Origin of the sequence: Collinsella aerofaciens (assembly GCF_009876115.1) — a bacterium.
GTDB lineage: Bacteria > Actinomycetota > Coriobacteriia > Coriobacteriales > Coriobacteriaceae > Collinsella > Collinsella aerofaciens_N.
Genome location: NZ_WWSY01000001.1, coordinates 141,279 through 155,375 on the forward strand (window position 1 = coordinate 141,279; position 14,097 = coordinate 155,375).

The 14,097-nt window shown below is 59.3% G+C and carries 9 protein-coding genes; 3 read left to right on the plus strand and 6 right to left on the minus strand.

Annotated features, from left to right (window positions below):
• Positions 1-179: 179 nt before the first annotated feature.
• Positions 180-3,476 carry a 4-alpha-glucanotransferase gene (locus tag GT571_RS00690; protein WP_161154808.1) on the plus strand — a complete coding sequence of 1,099 codons (3,297 nt, stop codon included), beginning with the start codon at positions 180-182 and terminating at the stop codon, positions 3,474-3,476.
• An 88-nt stretch (positions 3,477-3,564) separates the two neighbouring features.
• Complete coding sequence (locus tag GT571_RS00695; protein ID WP_117861871.1) at positions 3,565-3,801, plus strand: FmdB family zinc ribbon protein; 237 nt, start codon at positions 3,565-3,567, stop codon at positions 3,799-3,801.
• Positions 3,802-3,889: 88 nt separating this feature from the next.
• Here the strand turns inward: GT571_RS00695 and GT571_RS00700 are convergent, their stop codons facing one another.
• From GT571_RS00700 to gltX, 6 genes are all read right to left on the minus strand, one after another.
• Positions 3,890-4,846, minus strand: a complete 957-nt coding sequence (locus GT571_RS00700; RefSeq protein ID WP_161154810.1) for a hypothetical protein — start codon at positions 4,844-4,846, stop codon at positions 3,890-3,892.
• Positions 4,847-5,030: 184 nt separating this feature from the next.
• A complete protein-coding gene (locus GT571_RS00705; protein WP_161154812.1) occupies positions 5,031-6,431 on the minus strand; it encodes an RsmB/NOP family class I SAM-dependent RNA methyltransferase in 1,401 nt (466 codons plus the stop codon).
• Positions 6,428-7,348 carry a methionyl-tRNA formyltransferase gene (fmt, locus tag GT571_RS00710; protein ID WP_161154814.1) on the minus strand — a complete coding sequence of 307 codons (921 nt, stop codon included), beginning with the start codon at positions 7,346-7,348 and terminating at the stop codon, positions 6,428-6,430. Before fmt ends, GT571_RS00705 begins: the two co-directional genes overlap by 4 nt.
• A gap of 322 nt (positions 7,349-7,670) precedes the next feature.
• Positions 7,671-8,207 carry a peptide deformylase gene (def, locus tag GT571_RS00715; RefSeq protein ID WP_161154816.1) on the minus strand — a complete coding sequence of 179 codons (537 nt, stop codon included), beginning with the start codon at positions 8,205-8,207 and terminating at the stop codon, positions 7,671-7,673.
• A gap of 18 nt (positions 8,208-8,225) precedes the next feature.
• Positions 8,226-10,652 (minus strand): replication restart helicase PriA, encoded by a 2,427-nt coding sequence (priA, locus tag GT571_RS00720; protein WP_161154818.1) that lies wholly within the window; start codon positions 10,650-10,652, stop codon positions 8,226-8,228.
• Positions 10,653-10,862: 210 nt separating this feature from the next.
• Positions 10,863-12,338: a glutamate--tRNA ligase gene (gene gltX, locus GT571_RS00725; RefSeq protein WP_161154820.1), complete on the minus strand. Its 1,476-nt coding sequence runs from the start codon at positions 12,336-12,338 to the stop codon at positions 10,863-10,865.
• A gap of 266 nt (positions 12,339-12,604) precedes the next feature.
• On the opposite strand from gltX, the gene metK reads away from it, so the two are divergent.
• The gene (gene metK / locus GT571_RS00730) at positions 12,605-13,885 is read left to right on the plus strand and encodes a methionine adenosyltransferase (protein WP_161154822.1); all 1,281 of its coding nucleotides are present in this window, start codon (positions 12,605-12,607) and stop codon (positions 13,883-13,885) included.
• Positions 13,886-14,097: the final 212 nt, after the last annotated feature.

Consider the following 14,097-nt stretch of genomic DNA (forward strand, 5'->3'; position numbering starts at 1 on the left):
GGGGCGCTCCAACCGGGCGCCCCTTCTCTGTAGGTAGTGGTAAAACGATTTTCTAGGACAACCGTTCGCCGATGGTAAACGGATGTTGTTTATACAGCCTGTGTACAACAGATATACTTATATCCTGTGCGTAAAGCCCATGGCCCGCAGGCCGTGATTCTATTGAACTGGACCGTATTATGAGATTGATTCACAACAGCCGTCTACCGCAGTTTCGCACTCCGTTTGGCGCTGTGACCACTGGAACTTCCGTTTCGCTCTCGGTGATTTTGGAGGATGCCGACCCCAACCAGGCAACGCTCACCCTGCGCACCTGGGTCGATGAAATCGGTGAGTCTCGGTATCCCATGACGCACGAGGGCGACGGAATATTTACCGTAGAGCTTGAGTGCAACGAGCCCTGTCTTATCTGGTACAGCTTTATCTGCAATATCGAAGGCCAGCCCGAGGTCCGCCTGGGCGCACCGCAGGGTCGCACCGGTGGCGAGGGCGTAACCTACGACTACGCCGAGGTCCCGTCTTTCCAGATTACCGTCTACACGCACCGCGAAGTGCGTCCCGAGTGGTACGAGCGTGGCATGGTCTACCAGATCTTCCCCGATCGCTACGCCCGAGATGAAAACTGGCGCGAGCGCACGCTGGCCGAGGTCGAAAAACCACGCAACGGAATCCAGCGCCGCATGGTCGAGGACTGGAACGAGCCGCCCGTGTACGAGCGCGCCGAAGACGGCTCCATCAAAACCTGGGACTTCTACGGCGGGTCGCTCAAGGGCATCCAGGAAGACCTGCCTCGCATCGCCGAGCTGGGCTTTACGGCCATCTACCTCAACCCCATTTTTGAAGCCGCGAGCAACCACCGCTACGACACGGCCGACTACACCAAGATCGACCCGATCCTGGGCACCGAGCAGGACTTTACCGAGCTGTGCCAGGCGGCCGAGAAGCTGGGCATCTCCATCATTCTGGACGGCGTCTTCAACCACACGGGCGATGACTCGATCTATTTCAACCGCTACGGCAACTACCCCGGCGTGGGCGCGTGGCAGAGCGAGGATTCGCCATGGCGCGATGCGTTTTATTTCCACGAGGACGGCTCATACGACTGCTGGTGGGGCGTGGGCAATATGCCCGCCATCAATGAGAGCTCCGAGCTGGTACGCGAGCGGCTTCTGGGCAAGGACGGCGTGATCCGTAAATGGCTACGTGCCGGCGCTCATGGCTGGCGCCTGGACGTGGCCGACGAGCTTTCGGACGATTTCCTGACCGAGATCAAGAAGGCAGTACTTGCCGAAAAGCCTGATGCACTGTTGCTCGGCGAAGTCTGGGAAGACGCCTCCAACAAGATCAGCTACGGCCATCTGCGTCGCTATCTGCAAGGCTCAGAGCTCGACTCGGCTATGGATTATCCCTTCCGCGACATGGTCATCGGCTTTTTGATGGGCTACAAGAACGCCTACCAGGCAGCCGAGGATATCGAGACCCTGCGCGAGAACTATCCGCGTGAGGCCCTGTCCTGCGCACTTAATCTGCTTTCGAGCCACGACCGTCCGCGCATTATCTCGGTGCTCGGCGGCGGCCCCGACGAGTCGCAGCTGCCCGAGTGCGAGCGCAGCAAATGGCGCCTGGACGAGAACTCGATGGGCCTGGCCAAGAGCCGTTTTTGGCTCGCCACGCTCATGCAGATGACCTTCCCCGGCGTGCCTTCGATCTACTACGGCGACGAATACGGCCTGGAGGGTCTAACCGATCCGGGCAACCGCCGCACCCTGCCGACCAAGGACCAACTGCACGACTTCGACACGCTGGCTATTGTCAAAAACGCCTCCGCCGTACGCCGCGCACTGCCGTTTATGATCGACGGCGAGATCAGGGCCTTCGCGCTCAACGACGAGGTGCTGGCATACAACCGCACCGGCAAGGATGGCGAGTCCGCGACGGTTATCATCAACCGTAGTCTGCGCAATTCGCACCGCGTGACGATTCCGGCGCTCGCCGAATGCGCGAGTGACGTGATCAGCGGTCACGAGTGCGAGATCCACAACGGCACGGTCACGCTCGATTTGTATCCGCTGGGCTCGTCGATCATCTATCACCATGCCGAGCAGCGCCTGCAGGAGCCGCTCGATCACGGCGCGGGCGTTGTGTGCCATATCACCTCGGTACCGACCGATGACGGCAAGCCCGGCACGATCGGCGCGCCAACGCGTCGTTTTATCGACCATCTGGCCGCTATGGGCATGCGCTACTGGCAGGTCCTGCCTGTCAACCCGACGGACTTCTTCCGCTCCCCTTACGCCGGTCCTTCGGCCTTTGCAGGCAATATCGACCTGCTGCCCGAAAGCCACGAGGAGCTGGCGGCCGACTTTGAAACTTGGAAGGCCCGTGGCGGCGAGGATGCCGATCCGCTGTACACCGCGTTTAAACATCGCAATGCCGATTGGCTCGAGAAGTACTGCGTCTACATGGCCGTCAAAAAGTACTTTGAGGGCGAATCGCGCCACGATTGGCCGGCAGATGTTGCGCGCTACAACGAGCATCTGATCGACGACAAGCGCTTCCACGACGAGGCCGAGCTTCAGGCGTACATGCAGTACCGCTTTGACCTAGCCTGGTGCGAGCTCATGAACTACGCGCACAAGAAGGGCATCGAGGTCATCGGCGATATCCCGATGTATGTCTCGGACGATTCGGCCGATGCATGGAGCGAGCCCGAGAACTTCTGGCTGTCCGATACCGGTAAGGCGATTGAGATTTCTGGCGCGCCGCCCGACAACTTTGCGCCCGAGGGCCAGGTGTGGGGCAACCCGACGTTCCGCTGGGACCACATGAAGCAGAACGGCTATAGCTGGTGGATGGATCGCCTGCGTCGTGCGTTTTCGCTCTACGACCGCGTGCGCCTGGATCACTTCCTGGGATTCCACAGCTATTTCAGCATTCCCGCGGGCAAGGCATGCGCCGACGGGCGTTGGCTGGCAGGACCGGGCAAAGACCTGTTCCAGACCGCCTATGACGAGCTGGGTCCGCTCAACTTTATCGCCGAGGACCTGGGCTATCTGACGCCTGGCGTTCGTGCGATGGCTTCGACCTGCGGCTTCCCCGGCATGGACGTGCTGGAGTTTAGCGACTACGACGTTCGCTGCGGAATTCATCCCACACCGGGCAAGATCCTGTACACCTCGACGCACGACACCTCGACGCTTGCCGGCTGGTGCACGCGCTCCTTTGCGGGTGGCGACGAACCGAGCGGCATTGCATTGGCAAGCGAGCTCATGGGCAACGCCCTGACAAGCGACGCTCCCCTGGTGATGATGCCGCTGCAGGACGTGCTGGGGCTTGGCGACGACACGCGCATGAACGTACCGGGCGTGGCCACGGGCAACTGGACCTGGCAGGCTGACGAGGCCGACGTTGCGGCCGCTGAGGGCAAAACCGCACAGCTCCTGCGCAACACGCATAGATTCTGGGGCGAAGCGTGATAAAACGCCCGATATAGGGTACAGTTACAGACGTTTGAATTTTTGCGGGCAGAGTAATCTGCCCGCTTTGTGCTGAAAAGGAAGTATTATGGCGCGCTACGATTACAAGTGCTCGAGCTGCGGCAACGTGTTTGAGGTTGAGCATCCCATGTCCGAGACTCCCGAGGTCGTGTGCCCGAGCTGCGGTGCCCCGGCGGCCAAGACGTTCTCGGCCAGCAGCATTAAATTTGAGGGCAGCGGTTTCTACAACACCGACCAGCGAAGCGGCGGCTCCAGCACAAGCGCCACGAGCGGTTGCTGCGCCAACTGCCCGCACAGCCACTAGAAACCAATCAGCCCCGCGACCAACACCAATCGCGGGGCTGATTCTTTGCGCTATAGGTAGCTAATTAATTTTTAATAATTAGCATAATTTAAAATCCGCCCATACCGGCAGAATAGGGATCGTCACAGGTACCATCGCTATACCAATGAGTCGATCCAACATAGTTACCATTTTCGTCATAAACGTCCATGGTTTTAATGACTACTTTGCCGCCGCCGTTAGAGGAGCCACCAGAATAACCACTATTAGAGGAGCCATCAGAATAGCCGCTACCGCCAGAGTATTTACTACCAGAATTACTGGAATAATTGTTTTGCTGAGAAGCCTGCTGCTGAGCCTTAGCTGCTTCTTCTTGAGCCTTAGCCTCATCTTCAGCCTTGGCCTTATTTACATCATCAATACGAGTTTGATAACGACTGATCTGTTCATTGATTTGATCAATGAACTTCTTAGAATCCTTTTTGGCATCTTCAAAAATAAGCTTCTGATTGTCTTTATTAGAAATATCATTAAAAAGGCCATTAAGGCTATTTATATGCTGTTGGAGAGAGTCGGTATCTTCAGTAGAATTTACATCAAAATTAACATGGTCAGCTAGAGAAGTATTCCACTCATTATTTTGAGCATTACGGCAGTCTTTAATGATGGAATCGTATTTATTAAGCAACTTCGTCCAATCAGGGGAAGTACCATCAGCATACTTAAATTTGTCATCAGAGATTTCTTTATTCAACATCTCTTTATTGTTTTGAGCATTTCTAATGGTATCAAGACGTTGCTCAAATGTTAGTAGCCTAGGATCAGCTTTAAAGGCAACAACACTATCGCTAGCCTTTGAATACAAAACTTCAACCTGCTGATTATGTTCACTACATGCTTGTTTGTAATTGTAACCAGCATAACCAACGACACAACCAGCAATAAGCAGAGCAACAATACCGGCACCAATAATTACCCGCTTTTTAATCGAAGAATTTTTAACTTCTTCATTTCCCTGAGTTTTATCTTCAGGATTGTCAATCTTGTCATAGTTAAGATCGGTCATTTTAACCTCTAAATATTAAATCCGAGAGCGGTTCATGCAACTAGAAACCTACCGAACCCAACCGCTTGCTTTCATACCCGATTTATTAATCCCCGTCCCAGAAAAATCCTGAGTTGCGGTGAAATAAGGACTTTTTGGCGGGTAGATGCCGCTATTCAATCCCTATTTCACCGCAACGTAGTAATTACTTGTGGACCAGCCTGGCGCAGAAGTGGCCGTCGTAGGAATCGGCGTTTACCGGCACGCTTTGGAAGAGGCCTCGATCGTTCTGGCGTACGGATACGAGCTTCTTGGCCTGATCGAACTCGGGGAGTTGCAGAATCTGCGCTTCAGAGAGCGGCGCCACGGTAAAGCCGGCGCCCTCGGGAGAAGCCAGGAAGGCATCCACGACCTGCGCGTTCTCCTCTTCAAAGACCGAGCAGGTGGCATAGATGAGCTCGCCGCCGGCAGCCACGCGCGCAGCGGCTTCCTTGAGCATCGTAAGCTGCAGCTTGGGCAGCTCAACCGTCACATCCTTTTCGGTCAGGCGCCACGGGATCTCGGGATGACGACGCATGGTTCCGGTGCCAGAGCACGGCGCATCGATAAAGACCGTATCGAACTTAACCGGCTCGCCAAGCATGGCATCAAACGATGTGAGCACTTCATCAAGCTCGCAAGCATCACCCGAAACCGTGCGAACGCCCTGAATACCGGCCTTATGCAGACGAGCGAGATTCAGATCGCACTTGCGATCATGCAGATCGAGCGCCGTATGCTGACGCTCATAGCCCGCACGCTTGGCCTGGCACATCATCACATAGGTCTTGGTGCCACGACCGGCACCAATCTCAAGGCAGCTACCAGGGCGCGTGGCAGCTGTGGCGATAAGTTGCGCGTTGAGATCAGATGCCACCGCGGCAGCACGCTCAAACACACCCGAAGCAACAGTAACCTGGGCATCAACCGGGGCATGGCAGCCCGGGAAGACAGGCGCGACGAGCTGCGAGATATACGGATCGGGCTTAGTCGCAAAGGCGTTCTCATGCAGGGCCAGCGGTGCAGGGGCCAGATTGCCGGCAAAGTTAAGCGCACCCTCTGGCGTGTCAAACGACGCCATAATGCGAGCGCACAGCCAGCGCGGCAAGCCCATCAGGCGAGACAGACGAACCAAACGGCGCTCGGACTCATCCACGTCGGATGCCGTGGCAAAGTCCTCAACATTGTCCGCAACCTTGTGCAGCACGGCATTGGCCAAGCCAGCGGCGGACTTAGCACCACTGCGAACGAGCTCAACTCCCTGACTAACGGCAATGCGGCCCGGCGTATGCAGATAGAGCATCTCGAAGGCCGAGATACGAAGCGCCATACGAACACGCGGCGCAACCTTTTTAGGCTTATCGAGAAACTGATCGAGCAGCTCGTCCAAAATACCCTGCGTGGCGGCAACACCCAGCGCCAAGCGGGCGGCAAAAGCGGAATCGCGCTGGTCAATAGCCTTGGCCGATGCGCGAGAGGACAGCACGTCGCGTGCATACATGCCGCGGCGATCGGCCTCCATCAGCACATCGAGCGCAAGCTTGCGCGCGGGAGACAGCTTGCTCATGACAAAACACCCCACGAAAGATCGGCACCCTGCAGGCCAGCAGCCCAAGCAGAAGCGGCCATAGCACGCTTGCCATCAGGCTTAACCTCGAGCAACTCAACCGAGCCATCGGAAAGGCCAAGGTAAACACGCTTAGCCTGAACGAGAACCTGACCCTCGCCAAGCGACACATCAGCCGCCGCAGCATCGAGCACACGCACGGTCTTGCCGGCAATCACGCAACGAGCAGGCGCGGTATCGGACGAGGCCAGCACATGACGCACGCAATCGAGCGCCGCCATGTGCGGATCCAAGCGCATTTCCTGCTTAGAAATCTTGGCAGCATGGGTAACGAGCGCCTCGTCCTGTTCGATCCACACGGCGGTGCCATCGGCAAGAGAAGGAAGCGTATCGGCAAGCAGTTTGCCGCCGAGCTCAGCGAGCTCCATAGTCAGCGCCTCGGCATGCTTACCGGCAACCGAGGTCGAGGCCTGCGCACAATAGGCGCCGGTATCCACGCCATGCCCAATGCGCATAATAGAAACACCAGCAATCTCATCACCAGCAAGAATGGCACGCTGAATAGGAGCAGCCCCACGCCAACGAGGCAGCAGCGAAGCATGAACATTCACAATACCAAGCGGCGCTATATGCAGCACCTCATCAGGCAAAATACAGCCATAAGCAGCCACACAGAAAATATCAGCCTGGGCAGCCTGGAGCACCTCAACAACCTCAGGGGTCATGCGATTCGCCTCAATGACCGGCAACCCCAGCTCCAGTGCCTTAGCCTTAACAGGAGACGGCTCCAACTTCTTACCACGCCCGCGAACAGCATCAGGACGAGTAACAACAAGCGCAATCTCATTCCCAGCCTCAACAAGCGAAGTCAAAGAAGGCACAGCAAAATCAGGCGTACCCATAAACACAATACGCATAAAAGTTAGTCTCCCCTCAACCAAAGCCGAGACGGCTACAAAGAACAGCGGAAAGCCAAGTCACCAGTCCATCCGCAATAACAATTCAACAAGAACAAATATACCCAAAACCAAAGAAAGAGCCGCAATAAAAGCAGCTCTTCCAACAAAGCAATTATCAGCGAAGACGCCCATCCCTGGCCCGACGGCACCCGGGCGAGACAAACAGCGTCAACGTAGTCCCCGGGGCGCCCGCCTATATCGTCCCGCGCGCAGTTTCGCAGCGCAGCGAAAATGTTTGAGCACTGGATGATATAGGCGGGCGTCCCGGGGACGGACAAACCTACTCCGTCTCGCCCGGTCGAGCGCCGCGGGCCAGGGCGTCCTGGTACTCCTTGACGGCCTTGAGCCTCTGCATGGGCTTGAGTCGCTCGAACATGGTGTTGCCGTGCAGGTGATCGATCTCGTGCTGCAGGCACACGCAGAACAGGTCGCCCGTGGCCTCATAGCGAATCAGGTTGGCATCCAGGTCGTACGCCTCGACGACGACATGGTCGGGACGCTCGATCTCACAGCTAATGCCGGGGATGGAAAGGCAGCCCTCGCTAAACGGCACGAGACGGTCGCTCTGCTCCACAATCACGGGATTGATGAGCACGTACGGATCGTAGTCGTTCTTGTCGCTGTAGTCGCAGTCGATGGTGACGAGCTGAATGAGCTCGCCGATCTGCGGGGCGGCCAGGCCGCAACCGCCGTTGTCGAACATCATCTTCTTCATCTTCTCGGCAAGCGCCTCGATCGCCGGGGTGATTTCCTCGATGACGGCACACTCCTGGCGCAGACGAGGATCAGGGGACAGTACGATTCCGTTGGCTTCCATGGCCATCCTTTCGGTTTGTTACATCAAATCATAGGCGTCGACGTCAACGCTCACGCTCACGCCGCGCACGGAGCCCACCTCTTTGAGACAGGCGTCGATATCATCAGAGACATGGTACCCTACCGGCGACTTCACAAGCAGATGGAAGCGGTAACGGTCCTTGGCTCTCTCGATTACACACGAAGCCGGGCCCAGCACCTGCGGGACGGCGCTCCCCGCCCGCAAAAAGTCGGGCGCGGCGGCATGCCAGCGGCGCTTGAGGAGCTTTGCGATGCGCCCGATATAATCCTGCGCATCGTCGCGGCTTGCCGACCACACCAAGATATTGACCAGACGCACGAACGGCGGATACAGGGCGTCGCGGCGCTGGTCCAGGTCGTAGTCGGTAAAGATCGAACGGTCGTGCTCGGCAACGGCGCGAATAACCGGGTCCTCGGGCAGATAGGTCTGGATGATGACCTCGCCGGGGCGATCGCCGCGACCGGCACGACCGGCGACCTGCTCCAACAGATCGTAAGCGCGCTCCCCTGCTCTAAAATCGGGCAGCTTGAGGGCAAAGTCGGCATTGACCACGCCCACGAGCGTGACCTCGGGAAAATCGAGGCCCTTGGCAATCATCTGGGTACCCAGCAGCACCGCGCAATCGGCGGCATCGAACTGCTCGAGCAGTTTTTTGTGCGCGTCCTTGCCGCGCGTGGAATCGGCGTCCATGCGAATGATGGCGACATCGTCGGGCAGCATCTGGTGCATTGCGTCCTCGATCTGCTGCGTACCCAGCCCCATTTTTGCCAGGTAACGGCTACCGCACTTGGGGCAGCGACTCGTGGGCGCCGGATAGGGCTGCACACGCCAGGACGAACCACAGGTGTGGCACTGCAACGTATGCGTGCGCTCGTGATACGTGAGCGCGGTTGAGCAATGGTTGCAGGTGGGGACGCAGCCGCACTCGCGGCACATCAAAAACGGCGCAAAACCGCGGCGGTTGTGCAGCAGCACGGCCTTCTCGCGGCGCTCGACCACGCGTTCCAAACCTTCCATCAGCGGTTTTGAGAACATGGAGCGGCTGCCGTGCGAGAACTCGCGGCGTAGGTCGGCAATGCGGACTGTGGGTAACACGGCGTGTCCCGGGCGCTCGGGCATCTCGACACGCGTCCAGGTGACACCGTTGAACGTACCGCGACGGCAGCGGTCGAGAGCCTCAGCAGAAGGCGTGGCCGAGCCCAGTACGAGCGGGCAGCGATACCGACGCGCCATCTCGGCCGCCACCTCGCGCGCATGGTAGCGCGGACTGGAGCCCTGCTTATAGCTGGTCTCGTGCTCCTCGTCGATAATGATAAGGCCCAGATCGCTGAGCGGACAAAAGAGCGCCGAACGTGCACCGACGACAACGCGGGCGGCACCGCTGGCAACCATGTCCCACTGGTCCAGGCGCTCGCCGGCCGAAAGACGCGAGTGGAAGACCGCGACCGTCTCGCCAAAGCGCGAGCGGAAACGACCGACGGTCTGAGCCGTCAGCGAGATCTCGGGCACGAGCACGCAGGCCGAGCGACCGGCCGCGAGCACGCGCTCGATAGCGGAGAGATAGACCTCGGTTTTGCCGGATCCGGTGACGCCATCGACAAGGACCACGTCGCCGTGGGCGTCCAGACGGGCGCGCTCAATCTGTGCGAGCGCCTGCTGTTGGCCGTTCGTAAGCGCGACCGGGGCCTTGCCGCTCGCCGAGGACAGCGTGGTCTGCTCGCCGCAGCCACGCCAGGCACGGCGCTCCTCCACCACCACGACGCCGCGCTTTTCGAGCGCCTTGATGGTCGCCGACATACTGTTGTAGAGCAGGTTGAGGTCGCGCGTCGTGACGGGGCCGCACTGGAGCGCCTCGATGAGCTGGCGCTGGCGAACGGCGGTCTTGGGCGGCGTATAGTCGAAGCCCTCGGGCGTGAGCATGACCCAGCGGTTTTGAATAGGCTTGACGGCGGGGCGCTCAACCGACCATGCGCCGTCATCGCCCTTGACCACGCGTGGGCTGCCACCCGGAGGCAAAAACAGGCGCAGGCACTCGGAAAGCGTCGCGACGTACTCGCGGCTCATCCAGCGTGCGATACGGGCAGCCTCGGCAGTAAAGAGCGGTCTGCTGAGGATAGCCTCGATGGCTTTAATGCGCACGGGGTCGAGGGTGTTGTTGCCCTGCAGATCGCCCAGCCCAGGCGCAATGTCGACAATATAGCCCGCGGCGGCACGGTTACCAAAGTGGACCAGGACTGTCGATCCGACCTGGACCCCGTTGGCAAGGGACTGGGGGATACCGTAAGCAAACGGTTCCGACAGCGCACGGGTGGGGATATCGAGGACCACGCTCGCATAGGCGGCGATGGGTTCGGGTGCAGGCTTGGGCTTCACCGGAGCTTCCTCCGGTTCAGGCAAACCAAACAGCGACAGTTGTTGAGCCATACACCACCTCTAACGAACGGACCTGAAAGGGGTGGGACAAAATAATCAGTAGAGTTTGTCCCACGGCCGATACGAGTGTCGAGCTCGTTGCGTCACTCGAACATGGGACAAACACTACTGATTATTTTGTCCCAGCAACCCACTCATCGGTACAGAAACAAGAGCCCCGCTCGAGGGAACGGGGCTCGGATACATGCGTTTGCGCGTCTACTACAGCGCCATCGTGCGGGCGCGGTCGATGCGCGCCAGGCAGTCGTCGCGGCCGACGAGCGCCATGGTCTCGCCCAGCGGAGGGCTCACCATGTTGCCGCAGACGGCGACGCGCACGGCCTGGAACACCACGCGCTTCTTAAGGTCCATCTGCTCGGGCAGCGGCTCAAGCGCGGCGTCGATGGCCTCGGCAGTCCACTTGTCCACGCCCTCGAGCGCGGCCTTGGCGGCATCCAGAATGGCGCCCATGCCTTCCTTGGCCAAGCCCTTATTGACGGACTTCTCGTCATACTCGAGCGTCTCGGCCGTAGCAAAGATGGGAGCGGCGACGGTCACGGCGTCGGCCGGCATCTTGGTGCGCGGCTTGACGATGGCGGCAAGCGCGTCGATCCAGTCCTCGCCGTACTCGACATTACCCTCGATAAGACCCGCCTCGTGCAGCTCGGGGACCATGATCTCGTCGGCAAACTGGGCATCGGACATGCCATTGATGTACTCGGCATTGACCCAATCGAGCTTCTTGGGGTCGAAGGTCGCCGGGTTCTTGGAGATGCGGTCGAGCGAGAACCTGCTGGCCAGGACATCGCGCGGGATGATCGTGGTCTCGCCGTCGAGCGACCAACCGAGCAGCGCCAGGTAGTTGACGAAGGCGTCGGAAAGGTAACCGGCGTCGCGGTACTCCTCCACCGAGGTGGCGCCATGGCGCTTGGAGAGCTTCTTGCCGTCGGCGCCCAGGATCATGGAGATGTGGGCGAACGTGGGCACGGGCGCGCCGAGGGCCTCGTAGACCATGACCTGACGCGGGGTGTTGGACAGGTGGTCGTCGCCGCGGATGACATGGGTGATCTTCATCATGGCGTCGTCGACGACGGTCGCGAAGTTGTACGTGGGCGTGCCATCGGAGCGGAAGATGACAAAGTCGTCGAGCTCCTTGGCGTCGAAGGTCACCTCGCCGTGGACGGCATCGTGAATGACGACGTCGCCGCGGTCCTCGGGCACCTTGATGCGTAGGACATAGGACTCGCCGGCCTCGATGCGACGGCGGGCCTCCTCGGGATCAAGATCGCGGCAACGGCGCTGATAGCCCTGGAAGGGGTCCTTACGCTCCTGCGCGGCCTTGCGGTCGGCGTCGAGCTGCTCCTTGGTGCAGAAGCAGGGATAGGCCTTGCCCTCGTCCCAAAGCTTCTGGGCGGCCTGCTTGTACAGGTCCAGGCGCTCGGTCTGGGCATAGGGGCCATAGTCGCCGCCCACCTCGGGACCCTCGTCCCAATCCAGGCCCAGCCAACGCATGGCGCGCAGGATGATCTGCGTATTCTCGTCGGTGGAACGGGTGGGATCGGTGTCGTCGATGCGCAGAATGAACGTGCCGCCGTTTGCGCGGGCGAAAGCCCAGTTATAGATAGCGGTGCGGGCGCCGCCGATGTGCAGCTTGCCCGTCGGTGAGGGTGCAAAGCGGACGCGAACGTCTGATGCCATGGAAATCTCCTCGATTGCAGGATGGATGTCTAACCGCACCAGTATAAAGCATCAAAGCAACCTCCGCACAAAGGGCACCGACCCACTCATTGGGGACAGACTTAAATGACTACCCAATGAGCACCCGACTGGTCATTTAAGTCCGTCCCCAATGAGTAGGTGCGGAAAGGGTGTGAATGTTTGATTTACGCGCTATGATGTGCCCTTGCATAGAGAGCCCGGCGGAATGGTAACGGTCGCCAGGACACGTTTTTGAAAGGACAATCATGTCAGAAGAACTTCGTTCCATCCCACCCCAACACGGGTCCTTTGTTTTTACGTCGGAGTCGGTGACCGAAGGTCATCCCGATAAGATCGCTGACCAGATCAGCGACGCCGTCCTCGACGCAATCCTCGCCAAAGAAATAGAGCTGCAGGAGCAGGGCTATATTGCGCCCAACGGTGTGCCCGCCAACGTGGAGAACGTCCGCTGCGCCTGCGAGACCCTCGTGACCACCGGCACGGTCATCGTCGCCGGCGAGATTCGCACCCAGGCCTACGTCGACGTACAGGAAATCGCCCGCGGCGTCATCCGCCGCATTGGCTACAACCGCGCCAAGTTCGGTTTTGACTGCGACACCTGCGGCGTCATGAGCCTCATCCACGAGCAGTCGCCCGATATCGCCCAGGGCGTTGACGAGTCCTTCGAGACCCAGACCGGCGCTACCACCGACCCGATCGACCTGATCGGCGCCGGCGACCAGGGCATGATGTTCGGTTATGCCTCCAACGAGACCAAGACCCTCATGCCCATGCCGCACTACCTGGCAAGCCGCCTGGCCGAGCGCCTGGCTGCCGTGCGCCATGACGGAACCCTGCCCTACCTGCGCCCCGACGGCAAGACCCAGGTCACGGTGCGCTACGAGGAAGGTAAGCCCGTGGAGGTCACGACCATCGTCATCTCCACGCAGCACGCCGCCGAGATTGAGGACATGGGCAAGATCAAGGCCGACCTCATCGAACACGTCATCACCCCGGTCATGGCCGCCGAGAACATGCCGTGGGACAACGCGGACATCTACGTGAACCCCACCGGTCGCTTTGTCGTGGGCGGCCCCATGGGCGACACGGGCCTCACCGGCCGCAAGATCATCGTCGACACCTACGGCGGCTACGGCCGTCACGGCGGCGGCGCCTTTAGCGGCAAGGACTGCACCAAGGTTGACCGCTCCGCCGCGTATGCCGCGCGCTGGGTCGCCAAGAACGTGGTCGCCGCCGGTCTGGCCGACCGCTGCGAAGTCGAGCTTGCCTACGCCATCGGCGTTTCCAAGCCCCTCTCAATCATGGTCGACACCTTCGGTACCGCGCATGTTGCCGAGGACAAGATCGTCGAGGCCGTCGAGAAGACCTTCGACCTGCGCCCGGGCGCAATCATCCGCGACCTAGACCTGCGTCGCCCCATCTACGAAAAGACGTCAGCCTACGGTCACTTCGGCCGCGAAGACGCCGACTTCACCTGGGAGAAAACCGACCGAGTCGAAGAACTCAAAGCAGCCTGCGGACTGTAAGACGATTCGCCAGACCTGGACAACACAGCATTGCGCACAAAGAAGTACCGGCCCCAACCGGTACTTCTTTTTTATTTAAAGGTGGTGAAGATGCATCGACATGAGAAGCGAAATTGGTCACCAGCCGATGAAATTTGCAGCAGAGCGACTCCAACCATGTATCCTAAGTTCCGAGGGCTTTAGTATTTGGTCGATCGCGAGTTCCGCACGAG